At 61.4% G+C, this 14,694-nt stretch carries 16 protein-coding genes; 3 read left to right on the forward strand and 13 right to left on the reverse strand.

The genetic code is table 11. The annotated features are described in order from the left end of the window. Window positions 1–180 precede the first annotated feature (180 nt). From paaI to iaaH, 3 genes are all read left to right on the forward strand, one after another. Window positions 181–636: a hydroxyphenylacetyl-CoA thioesterase PaaI gene (paaI, locus tag BLV09_RS12995; protein ID WP_167558715.1), complete on the forward strand. Its 456-nt coding sequence runs from the start codon at window positions 181–183 to the stop codon at window positions 634–636. 22 nt (window positions 637–658) lie between these two features. Continuing rightward, window positions 659–1,981: a phenylacetate--CoA ligase PaaK gene (gene paaK, locus BLV09_RS13000; protein ID WP_146687587.1), complete on the forward strand. Its 1,323-nt coding sequence runs from the start codon at window positions 659–661 to the stop codon at window positions 1,979–1,981. Window positions 1,982–2,106: 125 nt separating this feature from the next. Beyond that, window positions 2,107–3,537, forward strand: coding sequence for an indoleacetamide hydrolase (iaaH, locus tag BLV09_RS13005; protein WP_146687588.1), 1,431 nt, complete (start codon window positions 2,107–2,109; stop codon window positions 3,535–3,537). 15 nt (window positions 3,538–3,552) lie between these two features. On the opposite strand, the gene paaE is transcribed toward iaaH, so the two are convergent. The 13 genes from paaE to BLV09_RS13070 form a co-directional block, all read right to left on the reverse strand. Further along, window positions 3,553–4,632 (reverse strand): 1,2-phenylacetyl-CoA epoxidase subunit PaaE, encoded by a 1,080-nt coding sequence (paaE, locus tag BLV09_RS13010; RefSeq protein WP_146687589.1) that lies wholly within the window; start codon window positions 4,630–4,632, stop codon window positions 3,553–3,555. Window positions 4,633–4,769: 137 nt separating this feature from the next. Further along, window positions 4,770–5,273: a 1,2-phenylacetyl-CoA epoxidase subunit PaaD gene (gene paaD, locus BLV09_RS13015; protein ID WP_146687590.1), complete on the reverse strand. Its 504-nt coding sequence runs from the start codon at window positions 5,271–5,273 to the stop codon at window positions 4,770–4,772. After that, window positions 5,267–6,043, reverse strand: coding sequence for a 1,2-phenylacetyl-CoA epoxidase subunit PaaC (gene paaC / locus BLV09_RS13020; RefSeq protein ID WP_146687591.1), 777 nt, complete (start codon window positions 6,041–6,043; stop codon window positions 5,267–5,269). The genes paaD and paaC overlap by 7 nt, the downstream gene beginning before the upstream one ends. Window positions 6,044–6,234: 191 nt before the next feature. Continuing rightward, on the reverse strand, window positions 6,235–6,522 hold the full coding sequence (gene paaB / locus BLV09_RS13025; protein WP_100380669.1) for a 1,2-phenylacetyl-CoA epoxidase subunit PaaB: 288 nt from the start codon (window positions 6,520–6,522) through the stop codon (window positions 6,235–6,237). 22 nt (window positions 6,523–6,544) lie between these two features. After that, the gene (gene paaA, locus BLV09_RS13030; RefSeq protein WP_146687592.1) at window positions 6,545–7,525 is read right to left on the reverse strand and encodes a 1,2-phenylacetyl-CoA epoxidase subunit PaaA; all 981 of its coding nucleotides are present in this window, start codon (window positions 7,523–7,525) and stop codon (window positions 6,545–6,547) included. 74 nt (window positions 7,526–7,599) lie between these two features. Then, window positions 7,600–8,469 carry a phenylacetic acid degradation operon negative regulatory protein PaaX gene (gene paaX / locus BLV09_RS13035; protein WP_146687593.1) on the reverse strand — a complete coding sequence of 290 codons (870 nt, stop codon included), beginning with the start codon at window positions 8,467–8,469 and terminating at the stop codon, window positions 7,600–7,602. 62 nt (window positions 8,470–8,531) lie between these two features. Next, complete coding sequence (locus BLV09_RS13040) at window positions 8,532–9,302, reverse strand: esterase/lipase family protein (RefSeq protein WP_146687594.1); 771 nt, start codon at window positions 9,300–9,302, stop codon at window positions 8,532–8,534. 200 nt (window positions 9,303–9,502) lie between these two features. Continuing rightward, window positions 9,503–10,789: a DUF445 domain-containing protein gene (locus BLV09_RS13045; protein ID WP_146687595.1), complete on the reverse strand. Its 1,287-nt coding sequence runs from the start codon at window positions 10,787–10,789 to the stop codon at window positions 9,503–9,505. A gap of 233 nt (window positions 10,790–11,022) precedes the next feature. Beyond that, window positions 11,023–11,490: a phasin gene (locus BLV09_RS13050; RefSeq protein WP_146687596.1), complete on the reverse strand. Its 468-nt coding sequence runs from the start codon at window positions 11,488–11,490 to the stop codon at window positions 11,023–11,025. A 190-nt stretch (window positions 11,491–11,680) separates the two neighbouring features. Further along, window positions 11,681–12,444 (reverse strand): IS5 family transposase gene (locus BLV09_RS13055; RefSeq protein WP_146686312.1). Its coding sequence is split into 2 segments (ribosomal slippage): window positions 11,681–12,106 and window positions 12,109–12,444, totalling 762 coding nucleotides; the frame shifts between segments, so codons are not numbered across the junction. Between the two features lie 69 nt (window positions 12,445–12,513). Continuing rightward, the gene (locus tag BLV09_RS13060) at window positions 12,514–13,107 is read right to left on the reverse strand and encodes a GNAT family N-acetyltransferase (RefSeq protein WP_146687597.1); all 594 of its coding nucleotides are present in this window, start codon (window positions 13,105–13,107) and stop codon (window positions 12,514–12,516) included. Beyond that, a complete protein-coding gene (locus tag BLV09_RS13065) occupies window positions 13,104–14,186 on the reverse strand; it encodes an alpha/beta fold hydrolase (protein ID WP_146687598.1) in 1,083 nt (360 codons plus the stop codon). The genes BLV09_RS13060 and BLV09_RS13065 overlap by 4 nt, the downstream gene beginning before the upstream one ends. Continuing rightward, window positions 14,183–14,569, reverse strand: a complete 387-nt coding sequence (locus tag BLV09_RS13070; RefSeq protein WP_146687599.1) for a hypothetical protein — start codon at window positions 14,567–14,569, stop codon at window positions 14,183–14,185. Before BLV09_RS13070 ends, BLV09_RS13065 begins: the two co-directional genes overlap by 4 nt. Window positions 14,570–14,694 lie beyond the last annotated feature (125 nt).

The following is a 14,694-nucleotide window of genomic DNA, read 5'->3' on the forward strand; positions in this document are numbered from 1 at the left end:
TTGGGATCGTTGACACCATGGTCGCTTCGCATCATGACTAGCTGACTAATCGCTTAGTTCAAGAGGCTTGTTCCAACAAGCCCGTGGCTTACGGACCTGAAAGCACCCGTCCTGGTGGCTTCGGCAGGGCCAACTCAGGGAGAACGTCTTGGATCCGTCTGGAACTGCGGGGAGACCGCTGTGAACGTCAAGGCCACGCTGTCGCCAGATGACCTCGCACGCGCCTGTGCCGACGCGATGTGGAAGGAAGACGACGCCAGCCAAGGCCTCGGCATGGAGATCCTCGAGATCAAGCCGGGCCAGGCGACGCTGGCGATGACCGTCCAGCCGCACATGGTCAACGGCCAGCGGATCGCCCATGGCGGTTTCATCTTTACGCTGGCGGATTCGGCGTTCGCTTTTGCCTGTAACACCCATAATGACCGCGTCGTCGCGGCCCAGGGCAACATCACCTTCATCCGGCCGGGCAAGCTCGGCGACCGGCTGGTCGCAACGGCGAAGGAAATTTCCCGCAGCGGGCGGTCCGGCATCTATGATGTGCGCGTCACCGTTGATGATACCGTGATCGCAGAATTTCGCGGCCATTCCCGCGCCATCAGCGGGACATGGCTGCCGGCAGAGACCGACACCAACTAAAATTTGATTTCAGGGAAACGCGATGGCTTCGACCAACCAGGGAAGCGGTTACAACGCCGAAATGGATGAGACCGAGCGCGCCTCCCGCGACGAGATCATGGCGTTGCAAACAAAACGCCTCGCTTGGTCGCTGGCGCACGCCTATGCCAACGTCGCGCACTACAAAAACGCCTTCGACAAGGCCGGCGTGCATCCATCCGACTTCAAGCAGCTCGCGGATCTCGCCAAATTTCCGTTCACGGTGAAGACCGACCTGCGCGACAATTACCCGTTCAACATGTTCGCGGTGCCGCGCGAGAAGCTGGTCCGCGTCCACGCCTCATCCGGCACGACAGGCAAACCGATCGTGGTCGGATATACCAGGGCCGATATCGATATGTGGTCGGACATGATGGCCCGCTCGATCCGCGCCGCTGGCGGCCGCACCGGCATGATCATGCACAACGCCTATGGCTATGGCCTGTTCACCGGCGGCCTTGGCGCGCATTACGGCGCGGAGCGGCTGGGCTGCACGGTGGTGCCGGTTTCCGGCGGCATGACCGAGCGGCAGGTGCAACTCATCAACGACTTCAAGCCCGACATCATCACGGTGACGCCGAGCTACATGCTGGCGATCCTGGACGAGTTCAAGAAACAGGGTCTCGACCCGCGCAAATCGTCACTGAAGTTCGGCATTTTCGGCGCCGAGCCCTGGACCAACGCGATGCGCGCCGAGATCGAGGCGGCGTTCGACATGGACGCCACCGATATTTACGGATTGTCGGAAGTGATCGGCCCCGGCGTCGCGCAGGAATGCGTGGAGACCAAGGACGGCCTGCACGTCTGGGAAGACCACTTCTATCCGGAGGTGATCGATCCCGAGACCGGCCAAGTGCTGCCCGACGGCGAAAAGGGCGAGCTGGTTTTTACCTCGCTGACCAAGGAAGCGTTTCCGATCATCCGCTATCGCACCCGCGATCTGACGCGGTTGTTGCCAGGCACCGCGCGGCCGGGCATGCGGCGCATGGAAAAGGTCACCGGGCGTTCCGACGACATGATCATCCTGCGCGGCGTCAATGTGTTCCCGACCCAGATCGAGGAGGTATTGCTCGCCACCGACTGGTGCGGCGGCCACTTCATCATCGAGCTGACGCGCGAAGGCCGCATGGACGAGATGACGGTGCTGGCGGAAGCGCGGCCGGAAAGCTGGGACGGCAGCGGCTTGACCGCTCATGCCGAGAAGGTTTCGACCTTTATCAAGAACACCATCGGCATCAGCACGCAGATCAGGGTGGTTGCGCCGGAAACGCTGGAGCGTTCGCTGGGCAAGGCCAGGCGGGTGTTCGACAAGCGGCCGAAGGGATAAATATCAGGCCACTCCAAATCGGGAGGCGTCCATGACCACAAGTCTCTCTCGCGCCGCGATGTCCTGATATCGTCAAAGGCCGTCGCCGGTGCGGCACTTCGTTCTCTCGGAAAGTGAGTTCAGCAATGGCCGATTCCAGTTCTCCTACCGCGGCCGAGATCGTCGCTTCCATCCGCAGCAAAAAGACGACTGCCGTCAGCGCCGTGCGGGCGGCGCTCGAACGCGCGGAGCAACTTAAAGACCTCAACGCATTCATTATCCTGAACAGGGATGGGGCGCTGGCGGCAGCGGCTCAGGTCGATGAGGGCAAGAAGACCGGCCCCCTCGCCGGTCTGCCCGTTGTCGTCAAGGACAACATCAATACCGATGACATGCCGACGTCGGGCGGCACCCCGGCGCTGCAGAACGCGCGACCGACAGGGAATGCGCCGTCGCTGCAGAAATTGCTGGACGCCGGCGCCATCATCATCGGCAAAACCAACATGCATGAGCTCGCGTTCGGGATAACCAGCACCAATCTCTCGTCATTCGCAGGGCCCGTGAGAAATCCCTATGACAAGACCCGGATTCCCGGTGGCTCATCAGGTGGAACGTCAGCGGCGATCGCTGCGCGCATCACTACTTGCGGGCTGGGATCCGATACTGGCGGTTCGACCCGCGTACCGGCGGCGCTGACCGGTACCGTCGGGCTGCGACCGTCGGTCGGCAACGGTGGCGCGCAACGGCGCTACCACGATGCCAACATGGTGGTTCCGATCAGTCATACCCGCGACACCGTTGGGCCGATGGGCCGCACGGTCGCGGATGTGGCGTTACTCGACTCCGTCATTACCGGCACTCCGATGGCCGAAGCGGAGCCACTGCGCGGCAAGCGGCTTGGCATTCCCGCCGCGTTCTGGAGCGGGCTTGATCGCGATGTAGAAGCCGTCGCCAGGGCTGCGCGCGCGAAACTCAGGGATGCCGGGGTCGTTCTGGTCGATGCCGATATCGCCGGACTGTTCGAACAGAATGCCAAGGTCTCGTTCCCGGTCGCACTGCATGAACCGATCGACGATATCGCCGCCTATCTCAAGGCTTCCGGCATCGAGGGCATCACGCTGGCCGACATTGCCGCTAAGATCGCCAGCCCCGACGTCAAGGGCGCATTCGGCGCCATCACCGCCGATGCCTTCGGCGCCGCCTACCAGGATGCCATCACGGTACAGCGGCCGGCGCTGCAGAAGATGTACGAGACGTATTTCCACGACAACAATCTGGACGGCATCCTGTTTCCGACCACGGTTGCTCCGGCCCCGGCGATCCACACGGAGAAAGGATCGGGCGAAATGTCGATCAATGGCGATGAGCCGGTGCCAACGTTCGACACCATGATCCGCAACACCGACCCTGGCAGCAATGCCGGCATTCCCGGCCTGTCGTTATTCGCAGGCATGACGCCGGGCGGCCTGCCGGTCGGACTCGAGATCGATGGTCCCGTCGGCAGCGATACGAAGCTGCTGGCGCTCGGGCTTTCCATCGAGGGCATCCTGGGCTCGGCGCCACCGCCGAAGATCTAGATCGCGCCCGCCCACCTAGACATGGTCGTAATCCACCACGACCTTTTCCGACACCGGCCGCGCCTGGCAGGTGAGAATGAATCCCGCCTCGAGCTCCCACGGCTCGAGCGAATAGTTCACCTCCATCTCGGCATCGCCCTCGACGAGCTTGGCGCGGCAGGTCGAGCACATGCCGCCCTTGCAGGCGAATGGCAGATCCATGCCGGCGCGCAAGGCGGCATCGAGAATGGACTCCCCTTCCGCGACCGGCACCTCGCGGCGCTTGCCGTCAATGACGAGCGAGGCCACTGCCTTTGGCGGCGCGCTTATCGGTACGATGGCTTTGGCGCGCGGCTTGCCGCCTAAGCCGGAAACAAAGCGCTCGACATGAATACGGTCTTCCGAAATGTCGATGTCGCGGCAGGTCGTCTCGATGTCCTCGCTCATGCCGGTCGGGCCGCAAATAAAGACATGATCGACGCTCGACGCCGGGACCAGCGAGCGCAACAGCACCCTCACCTTCTCGCCATCGAGCCTGCCATGCAAGATCGGGATATCCTGTTCTTCGCCTGAAATGACGTGGAATACCGACAGTCGCTGCATGAAGCGGTCTTTCAGTTCCTCCAGCGCTTCACGAAACAGCATGCCACCGGTCGAACGATTGCCATAGAACAGAAAGAACCGGCTATCGGGTTCGCGCGCCAGCACACCTTTGACGATCGACAGGATCGGCGTGATGCCGGAGCCCGCGGCAAAGCCGACATAGACCCGCGCCTCGCCGGGCGCGGGCGCGACGCCGAAACGGCCGGTCGGCGTCATCACGTCCAGTTCGTCGCCGGCTTTCAACTCGTCGGCAGCCCAGCTCGAAAACGCGCCGCCATCGACCTTCTTCACCGCGATGCGCAGCTCGCCGTCGTCGGGCCCGGAGCAGATCGAATAGGAGCGGCGGACTTCCTCGCCGTCCATGGTCATGCGCAAGGTCAGGTACTGCCCGGGCGCGAAGCTGTAATCGTCCGCCAGCTCTTGGGGAATCGTAAACGTCAGCGATACCGCATCGGGCGCCTCACGGCGCAGATCGTTGACCGCCAGACGATGGAAACGTGGTGCATAGGACATCGAAAGTTTTGTTCTCTACTTTAACTTCACTTCCCGTCATTGCGAGGAGCGAAGCGACGAAGCAATCCACTCTTACTTTGTTTTGCGGCTCTGGATTGCTTCGCTTCGCTCGCAATGACGGGATGGAGCGACTGATCTCAATGGCACTTAAAGTAATCGAACGGCTCGCGGCAGCTCTTGCAGCGCCACAGCGCCTTGCAGGAGGTCGAGCCGAATTCGGAGAGCACTTCGGTATCCCCAGAGCCGCATTGCGGACACGCCACCTGCTGTTCGCCGAACAGGGCGCGGCGCCCGCTTCCAGCCTGCGGCGGCGCGATGCCATAGTCGTGGAGCTTGCGGCGGCCGTCGTCGCTCATCCAGTCCGTGGTCCAGGCCGGCGACAGCACGGTGCGAATTTTCGGCTGGCGAAACCCTTCGCGCTCCAGCGCCAGTTCGATTTCGAGCGCAATCATGTTCATCGCCGGGCAGCCGGAATAGGTCGGCGTGATCGCGACCTCGACGTGACCATCGCTCACCGCGACGTCGCGGAGCACGCCGAGATCGGCGATGGTGAGAACCGGAATCTCGGGATCGACGACTTGCGCCGCAGTGTCCCATGCGCGCTGCCGCAATTCGCTATCGCTGAGTGTCGTGGTCACCATGTGGCACCCGGAAACGTGCGCTGCATCGATTGAAGTTCGCTGAGCAGATGACCGAGATGCTCGCTGTGCCGGCCATCGCGGCCGCCCTGCTGCATCCAGTCGCTTTTGGGCAAAACAAGTGTCGCTTCGCTTACGATTTCGGAAACGGTCTTGAGCCACTGCGGACGCAACGCCGCAGGATCGATCGCAATGCCGGCATCGATCAGGCCGCGTTCGCTGCCGTCGACATGGAACATCTCGCCGGTGTAAGCCCAGAGAAGGTCGATCGCCGTTTGCGCACGACGATGGCTTTCCTCGGTGCCGTCACCAAGGCGGACGATCCATTCCGACGAATGCCTTAGATGATAGGCGCTTTCCTTTTCGGATTTGGCGGCGATCGCTGCGAGTGTCGGGTCGCTCGACTTCATCATCGCGCGCCAGTAGAGATCGGCGAAAGCGGCATAGAAGAACTGTCGCACCATGGTCTGCGCGAAATCGCCGTTCGGCTGTTCCACCAGCAGCAGGTTGCGGTACTGCCTGACGTCACGGAGGTAAGCGAATTTGTCCTCGTCGTTACCGTTGCCTTCGACCTTTGCGGCATAACCGTAGAGCTCGCGCGCCTGGCCGAGCAGATCGAGACCCATATTGGCAAGTGCCATGTCCTCTTCCAGCATCGGCGCGTGACCGCACCATTCCGACAGCCGATGCCCCAGAATCAGCGCATCGTCGGCGCGACGCAGCGTGTACAGCACCAGTGGGGTTTCGGTGACGGCAATGGACGCGACAGCCATGTTTTCCAACTTGCCTAAGCTAACAATATCGTTGTCATTGCGAGGAGCGAAGCGACGAAGCAATCCAGCCTTTGCTTTGAGGCCCTATGGATTGCTTCGCGGAGCCTGTCATCGGGCGCGCATTCGCGCGACCCGTTGGCTCGCAATGACGGTTTCCGTGCTGTGAACCGGCCTCACCATGAGGAAGAAAATCACATATGTCCGACTTCGTCCGGCACGTCATAGAAAGTCGGATGGCGATAGATCTTGGATTCCGCCGGTTCGAACATCATGCCCTTCTCGGACGGATCAGACGCGGTGATCGCATTCGACGGCACCACCCAGATCGACAGCCCCTCGCCGCGCCGCGTGTAGATATCGCGAGCGGCCTGTAGCGCCAGCGTCGCATCGGTCGCATGCAGCGAGCCGACATGCTTATGCGCAAGGCCGTTGCGGCTGCGAATAAAGACTTCCCAGAGCGGACTGTTCGGTGTGGCCATCATGACCTCCCTTGAGTTCAGCTTACGCGGCCTGCCGTTGCCGGCGTTTCTCGGCATAGGCTTGCGCGGCCTCGCGCACCCAGGCGCCTTCATCATGCGCCTTGCGGCGCGCGGCCAGACGATCGCGGTTGCACGGGCCGTTGCCGGCCAGCACCTGATTGAATTCGTTCCAGTCGATCGCGCTATACTCCCAGTTTCCCGCCGCGTTCTGCTTCATGCCGGGGTCGGGAATGGTAAGGCCGAGATACTGCGCCTGCGGCACCGTGGCGTCGACGAATTTCTGGCGCAGTTCGTCGTTCGAGAACCGCTTGATCTTCCATTTGGTCGAGGTGTCGCTGTGCTGGCTCGCTTTGTCAGGCGGACCGAACATCATCAGCACCGGCCACCACCAGCGATCGAGCGCGCTCTGCGCCATCGCCTTCTGCTCCTCGGTGCCGCGCGACAGCGTCAGCATGATCTCATAACCCTGGCGCTGATGAAAAGACTCTTCCTTGCAAACCCGGATCATCGCGCGCGCATAGGGTCCATACGAGCAGCGGCATAGCGGAATCTGATTCATGATCGCCGCGCCATCGACCAGCCAGCCGATCGCGCCGATGTCAGCCCAGGTCAGCGTCGGATAATTGAAAATCGAGGAATATTTGGCTTTGCCGGCGAGCATCAAATCGACCAGTTCCTCGCGCGAGGTGCCGAGCGTCTCAGCGGCGGCGTAAAGATAAAGTCCGTGGCCGCATTCGTCCTGCACCTTGGCGAGCAGCGCAGCCTTGCGGCGCAGCGATGGCGCCCGCGTGATCCAATTGCCTTCGGGAAGCATGCCGACAATTTCGGAATGGGCGTGCTGGGAAATCTGCCGCGTCAGCGTCTTGCGATAGGCCGCCGGCATCCAGTCATTCGGCTCGATGCGATCGTCAACATCGATACGCGCCTGAAACTGCGCAGCGCGGCCGGCATCCTCGATGTTGCGGTCTTCGGCGTCCGACGTGTTGAGCGCTTGCGTGTACATGGCCGGCCTCCCACGATTTCTTGGCACCAACGTATAACATAAATTATAAAAAACAAGTTATTTTTGTAACATATTTACGTCTCACCGAACCGTCGCGCCAGCTCGCCATTCGCCTTCGGCAACGCCCCGTGTTCGTTGGTCGCGTGGCGGTCAAGCCATTGCTCGGACTGTGGAAGTAGCCCGCGATAGATTTCGCCGCAGAGCTGGCGCGCCGCCCTGCCCGGCCAATCCTTGGGCAGTAAAGCCGTCGGCAGCAGCGGGTCGCGCAACACCACGCGGCGGTAATGGTGGATCAGCAGGATTCGCGCGGTGAAAGCGTCCGCGTCCGACAGGGTTTCCCGGCGGACAATCCAGCCACGCAACGGCTCGAAGGTTTTCATGAATTTCAGATAAGCGTCGGCGGTACGATCGAGCGGCCAGCTTTCGCCGAGCAGCCGCCGGCCGCTCTCGTCCTCGGCGGACACCTCGAGGCGGATCGCGGCCGCGGCTTCTTCTGGAACGGGCACGCCCGATGGCGCGATCCATACGCCGGGCAGCGGGCTTCCGAAACCAGCGTTCCTCAGCGCATCGCGAGAGGCATCGCGATCCCCGGCGTTTCCGATCAGCAGCAGTTCGAAACGCCCGGTCCAGTCGGACGGCGGCGGATCGTAGATGTGCCGGGTTGCGGCATCGAAGGTCTGCTGTCCCTTCTTGACCAGCCGATAGAAACTGTTGCGGCCGACTTTATTACGCTCAAGCCATCCATCGGCGGCAAGCCGCGACATCGCGGTGCGCACCACGCCGCTGTCGATATCGAGCGCCTTGAAAAACTCGAGCAGCGTTCCGAGCCAGACCGAACCGCCACGCGGCACGATCGCGTCGCCGAACACGGTGATGACGATAGAGCCGGTGCGCGAAGGTTCGCGCTTGAGTTGTTCGATGATGCGGGCAAGCGGCTGCGGCATGTATCAACGCATACCGCGTTTTTCGGATTCTCGACAACGCCGGCTTGGCGCCAGCGATGCGATTACCTGTTGGGATCGGGATAGACGACGCTGCGCCAGCCGCTGCGGTCGAACGGCGCCCATTTGCCTTCGGGCTGCGCCAGACGATCGGCGACCGCATAGACCACCGCTGGATGATGGCCCATGCCGCAATGGCTGCTTTCCACCTCGATGCTTTCCGACGTCGCCGAGGTTTTCTCCATGCAGCCCTGCCAGGCGCAGATGCCGTCGGTGCGGCTGAAGATCGCGGTCGTCGGCACCGGCGGCGTATCCGCCAACGATCCGCCAAAGCGCGTATCCTCTTCGTCGGCGCGGCGGCCGCTCGCGATCTCATAGACGCGCCAGGCATTCGTCGCCTTCGGACTGCCGGCAAACGGGCTGCCGAGCGTGATCACCGAGCGCACCCGATCCGGCATCATCTTGGCAAGCTGGCGTGCGTAAAGACCACCCAGGCTCCAGCCGACAAGGCTGATCTTGCGCCCATGGGCGTCACTCAATTCCTGCACCAGATCGACCATCGCGTGCTGCACGCCTTCGCGCAGGCCGAGATTGCGGCCCTGACGCCAGCCGCTGACCGCATAGCCACGGCTTTTCAGAAATGCGCGCAACGGCCGCGTCGAGACGTCGGAAGCGACCAGCCCCGGCAATACCAATACCGGGTGTCCGTCGCCTCGTGGCGCGAGGCTGAGAAGCGGCAAGGCCCCAAGAAAGGCACCCAGTTCGTGGATGGCTCGCCCTTCCAGAAACATCAGCGTCTTGGACGGCGGGTGAAGTGTCTGCGCGGCGACGGACATCGGATCTCCTGTTCTGACCGGGCTCCTTACGTCTCGGCAGCCGGCCAATGGATCAATGGAAAGACGCAAACCTCGTCAAATCGTTCCGCAACGCAACATATCCATGAATCAAGCTAGGGCCTCGATTCCTGCATTCAAGCCGCTGACATCGGACGAGACAATGGGCCTCAACATTTAAACTGGCTGCCGTGGTCCAAAAGTCACAGCCACCGCAACAGGAATTCAGCGGTATAGAGCGCCAGTCCGGCAAGGCCGCCGATCAGCGAGCCGTTGAAGCGAATGTATTGCAGATCCCGGCCGATGTTGATTTCGATCAGTTGTAGCAACTGTCCCATATCCCACGCCTTGACCTGATCGGAGATGAAGCTCGATACGCCGCTTTTCTGATCCGCGATAAAGCTCCTGAACACGGTCACCAGGCCCTGGTTGATCTCGCCGCGCAACTCGATATCGCCCGCAAGCGCCTCGCCGGCTTCCGCGAACATTCGCGCCAGATGATGCTGCAGAACCTGGGTCTCGCCGGCCGCGCTGCGTTCGATGAAGGACCGCGCGTTCGACCAGATGTTTCGCGCGAGGTCGCCGAGTTCGGGCCGCGCCAGCAGATCGCGTTTCAAGCCGTCGATACGATCGGCATAGGCCGGATCGTTGCCGAGCCGGTCCACGAACGTCAGCAGCATGCGGTCGAACTCGCCGCGAAATGCATGATTGGGATCGTTGCGGACCTCTTCGAAGAATGAAGTCGCGGACGCGACGATCTTGTTCACCAGAAATTTGTCGGTGCGATAAAGCTTAAGCAGCGTCGGCAATTCATCGCGGATTTTCCCGCGAATGAGCGCCATGGTCTCCGGCTGGGTCAGCGATTGATGAATGGCGCGCAGGAGATCGTCGAGCAATCCCTGATGCCGACCCTCGGCCACGAAGGCGCGTAGCGTGCCTGCGGCCAGCGGCGCGAGATCGATCGACAGCAATTGCGTGGTGATGCGCCTGACGATGAACGTCATCAGGCCAGAGTTTTCCGTTGCCGAGACCGCTTCCGGCAACAGACGAAGCACGAAGCGGGCAAGATCGGCGCTGCGTTTGCGATCGCGCAGCCAGTCGGCGATGAAAGAACCGAAGTCGATCTGGCGTAGTTTGGCTTCGACCGGCCCGGCTTCGAGAAAATGCTGCTCGATGAATTCACCGAGCTTGTCCGCGATGCGGTGCTGATTGCTCTGGATGATCGCGGTGTGTGGGATCGGCAATCCCAGAGGCCTGCGAAACAGCGCCACCACGGCATACCAGTCTGCGAGGCCACCGATGGTGGCGGCTTCCGCGAACGCCGCAACGAAGCCGAACACCGGATGCAGCGGCAGCAACACCTTCGCCACGACGAACAGCGCCAGCGTTGCGGCCAGAACCAGCGTCGCCAGCGCCTTGACACGCCGAAGCTCCGCCGCGCGCGCTACGTCGCCGGGAGCGTTAATGACGAATGTGGCGGGGAGAGCCATGAAGACTTCCGCAGAGTTGATCGGATTCAAGCATAACGCGACGTGCCCGTCGCCGTCATTCCGGGGCGTGCGAAGCACGAACCCGGAATCTTGAGATTCCGGATCGCCGCTTCGCGTCGTCCGGAATGACGGTAGAGATCAAGCCGGGCGTCCACGCACCAGCCAGTGTTACGCCAAAAAAAGAAGGCCCGCCTGAGCGAGCCTTCGAACAAGTATTGGCCGGGTGATCGCGATCAGGCGGTCTTGCTGTAGACCTTCGAGAAGTTATCCTGGGCGTTCTTGGCACCTTCGGTGACCAGCTTGCCGAGATATTCGGTGGTCGACTTCGCCCGCGACACGAACACTTCGCCGCTGGCGCGAACCAGATCGGACTGGATCTGAACCGCCTCGTTCAGCGACTTCGCGGAAGCGAGCTTATCGATACCGGAGAAGAAAGCTTCGGCATCCTGGTAGATCGCCTGCTGGATGTTGCGGCTGATCTTGGCGACTTCGCTGACCGAACCGGCAACGGCGGTCTCGATCGCGAAGGTCACCTTCTCCGAGCCAGCATGAATGTCAGCGGCACGGTCCTTGGCAGTATTGGCAGTCTTCTTCACGAACTCGCGGGCAGCCTCGGGAACCTCAAGGTTCTTGAGGGCATCGGTCACGGGCGCGAAAGCATCCTTGACGCTGTTCAGCACGGAGTTGGTTTCGGTGGTCATGGGGTCTCTCCATCCTCAGGTTTGAGCTATGGGCTCACCCCGTCCGGATTTGGCCCGGGGCCCAATTGTTCTGTCATAGTTAATGGTGCGATGCAATATCTATGTTGCATCGCAATATCACGAATTCGTGATAAGTCTGATTATGAAGCGATCTGGCCAGGAAACCGGCAACGCTAGGTGGTGTGGACACTTATCGCATCCATAAGATGATGGCTGCGAGAGTGATGACGGCAAGGTAATTTCGAGCGGTCTTTTCGAAGCGGGTGGCGACGCGGCGGAATTGCTTGAGCTTGGAGAAGCAGCATTCGACAAGATGGCGCTGGGCATAGAGATGTTTGTCGAGCGGATATTTGAGCGCGCGTGACGGGTTGTTGGGGATGACGGCGAGCGCTCCCTTGGCGGCGATGGCTTCGCGCAAATGATCGGCGTCATAGGCTGTATCGGCCATAACGATCTCGGCGGGCAATCCCTCGATCAATGCGGCGGCTTGCGGTGCATCGCCCTTCTGACCTGCGGTAAGCGTGAAGCGCACCGGACATCCCAGGCCGCGAACGGCCAGATGTATCTTGGTGCTCAGGCCGCCGCGCGAGCGGCCAAGCGCCTGATCTTCAGACCCCCTTTTTTCGCCCCGGCAGCGTGCTGATGCGCCCGGACGACGGTGGAATCGACGATCAGATATTCGAAATCCGGGTCGTCGGACATCGCCTCGAAGATCCGCCACCAAACACCCTTGATGCTCCATCGACTGAAGCGCCGGAACACGCTGTTCCAATCCCCGAACGCTTCCGGAAGATCACGCCAGGGAGAGCCCGTCCGCACGATCCACAGCACACCTTCCACGAACATCCGGTTGTCGCGCCCGGTGGAGCCTTTCTGGTCAGGCCGACCTATAATCAGAGGCGCCATCCGCTCCCAAGCCGCATCGCTCAAAACCAACCGATCCATCACACCCAAGGCCGCCTCCCAAAAAGAAGCCTTGAATCTGATTTGCTCCTAAAAGGGAATCCTTAGAGTCCACACCACCTAGTGCTGGACCGCCCCAGGCAGCCCGTAAGCCTCCATCTGGGCCCGGACCTGCGCCACGTTATGTCCGAGCACGACAATATCGTGCTTCTTGCCGTCGACATCCCGGACATGGTCGCGCAGCAGCGCTTCGGCCTTGAAGCCAAGGCTTTCGAACAGCGCGATCGCCGCCTGCTGATCGACCGTCATCTGCACCGACAGCTTTTCGAGGCCCGCGCCCAAAGCCAGCGCAAAGGTTTCCTGCGACAGCGCCCGCCCCACGCCCTGGCCGCGAACATCCAGCGACACCACCATCCGGATCTCGCCGACATGCGGCGACCACGAATGCGGATCACGCACCAGCGTACCGCAACCGACCACCTTGTCCGCCCTCACCGCGAGCAGGCTCTTGATCGCGCCGCGCTCGATTTCGTTGATCCATGCCGACAGCACTTTCGGCTCGCTGATATTGCGCGGCAGGAACAAAAGATCATGGCCGGGAAGCTTTTGCGCGAAGTCGAGCACGGCGGCTTCGTCCGTTCGCGACATCAGGCGGAATTCAATGTCGCCGGCATCGGTCTTGGCGTGCCGCGGATAGGAACGTGTTTCACTCATATCGATCTTCCACCTAACCAGGAGTCCAGTTTCGGCCACAGCCGCTTGATCGCGTTGGCGCCGGCGACAAGGCTGACGTGACCGCCTTTCAGCATCACTTCTTCCTTGTCGGTCGAGCCGACCTTCGGAATCAGATGCTTCGCCGCGTCATAGGGGACGATGTGATCGTGCTCGGCCACTGCGTGCAGGATCGGCACGGTGATCCTGGACAGATCCGCAGGCCGGCCGCCCACCGACATCGTGTCGTTGAACAGCTTGTTGTCCCACATCAGATCCTTGGTGATCGCACGGAAATACTCGCCCGCCAGCGGCAGCATATCGGTCGCCCAGCGATCGAACATCCGGTAGGACTTGACGAACTCGTCGTTCCAGATGTTTTCCCAGAGTTGCACCTGGCTTGCGGCACGCGAGGCCGGCCGCAGCATCTCGAACGACGAAAGGATCATTTCCGGCGGCACGTTGCCGACACTATCGACCAGCCGGTCGACGTCGAAATAGCGCCGGTCCGAAAAATTCTGGAACAGCTTCATTTCGCGGAAGTCGATCGGCGTCGTAAAGCAGATCAAATTCTTCATCGGCCCGTCGTTGAAGATCGAGCCGTAAAGCAGCGACAGCACGCCGCCGAAGCAATAGCCGATCACCGTGACGTCGGTCTCGCCGGAATCCTGCTGCACGCGACGAATGCAATCCGGAATGAAGTCGAGAACATAATCCTCCATCCGCAGCGACTTCTCTTCCGGCCTGGGGGCAGCCCAGTCCAGCATGTAGACGTCGTAGCCGCGCTTGAGCAAAAACTCGATGAAGCTCTGGCCGGGCACCATATCGAGGATATAGCCGCGATTGGTCGTCGCCATCACGATCAGGATCGGCACACGATAGATCTCGTCAGCGACCGGCCGATAGTGATACAGATTCATCGTGCCGCGGACATGAAGGATATCCTTCGGCGTCGAACCCAGCGACGGTCCCGACGTCGAGAAATATTCGACGCCCTTGATGCTGCGCTGGATCGCGCGCTGCACCTCGGACTGGATCCGCTCCGGGATCGACGCAAGATCGAGGCCTGCGGGGGCGTTCATTTTTGCCCTCCATCCGCCGATGGCGGGCGCCTGGTGCGCGGTGGACGCGGCGCACCGGCATAGTCGTTATCCGCCGTTGCGGACTGGCGCTGCACCTGATGCAGCATCGCCTTGATCTCGTTCAACTGGCCTTCGATCGACTGCAACCGCTCGGCCATGCCGACCATCTGTGCCCGGCTCGGCAGATTCATGCTGACGAGATATTTCTCCATGAGATCGCCAAGCTGCTTCTGCGCGCCTGCCGTCGCACCGCCGACCTGGTTCATCGACTTGCTAAATTCCGGCGAGGTCATCGCCTGATTGGCGAAGGAATTGAATCCCTTCTCCATCTCGCCGATCATGGTCTGCCAGATCGCGACCGGATCGTTGCTTTTGTCGGCCATTGGCGTCCTCCCCGCCATGATCGCGAGGCTGTTTCGCCTTCGCCATTTTCACTCATACGACACCGTTGCGGCTGGCCGGTCAACAGCACGCATTGGCGGGAAAGCCTTCTGCAGCGCCGGAAACC

The organism is Bradyrhizobium canariense, from assembly GCF_900105125.1.
Classification (GTDB): domain Bacteria; phylum Pseudomonadota; class Alphaproteobacteria; order Rhizobiales; family Xanthobacteraceae; genus Bradyrhizobium; species Bradyrhizobium canariense_A.

What these genes read in the sequence shown, in the direction of transcription:
- paaX (WP_146687593.1), bottom strand. Translation starts at nt 8,469, where the DNA reads ATGCCGCAGCCGCTTGCCCGCATCATCGAACAACTCAAGCGCGAACCT.
- BLV09_RS13040 (WP_146687594.1), bottom strand. Translation starts at nt 9,302, where the DNA reads ATGTCCGTCGCCGCGCAGACACTTCACCCGCCGTCCAAGACGCTGATG.
- paaC (WP_146687591.1), bottom strand. Translation starts at nt 6,043, where the DNA reads ATGGCTGTCGCGTCCATTGCCGTCACCGAAACCCCACTGGTGCTGTAC.
- BLV09_RS13045 (WP_146687595.1), bottom strand. Translation starts at nt 10,789, where the DNA reads ATGGCTCTCCCCGCCACATTCGTCATTAACGCTCCCGGCGACGTAGCG.
- BLV09_RS13050 (WP_146687596.1), bottom strand. Translation starts at nt 11,490, where the DNA reads ATGACCACCGAAACCAACTCCGTGCTGAACAGCGTCAAGGATGCTTTC.
- BLV09_RS13065 (WP_146687598.1), bottom strand. Translation starts at nt 14,186, where the DNA reads ATGAACGCCCCCGCAGGCCTCGATCTTGCGTCGATCCCGGAGCGGATC.
- paaK (WP_146687587.1), top strand. Translation starts at nt 659, where the DNA reads ATGGCTTCGACCAACCAGGGAAGCGGTTACAACGCCGAAATGGATGAG.
- BLV09_RS13060 (WP_146687597.1), bottom strand. Translation starts at nt 13,107, where the DNA reads ATGAGTGAAACACGTTCCTATCCGCGGCACGCCAAGACCGATGCCGGC.
- paaD (WP_146687590.1), bottom strand. Translation starts at nt 5,273, where the DNA reads ATGGTGACCACGACACTCAGCGATAGCGAATTGCGGCAGCGCGCATGG.
- paaB (WP_100380669.1), bottom strand. Translation starts at nt 6,522, where the DNA reads ATGGCCACACCGAACAGTCCGCTCTGGGAAGTCTTTATTCGCAGCCGC.
- iaaH (WP_146687588.1), top strand. Translation starts at nt 2,107, where the DNA reads ATGGCCGATTCCAGTTCTCCTACCGCGGCCGAGATCGTCGCTTCCATC.
- BLV09_RS13070 (WP_146687599.1), bottom strand. Translation starts at nt 14,569, where the DNA reads ATGGCCGACAAAAGCAACGATCCGGTCGCGATCTGGCAGACCATGATC.
- paaA (WP_146687592.1), bottom strand. Translation starts at nt 7,525, where the DNA reads ATGTACACGCAAGCGCTCAACACGTCGGACGCCGAAGACCGCAACATC.
- paaE (WP_146687589.1), bottom strand. Translation starts at nt 4,632, where the DNA reads ATGTCCTATGCACCACGTTTCCATCGTCTGGCGGTCAACGATCTGCGC.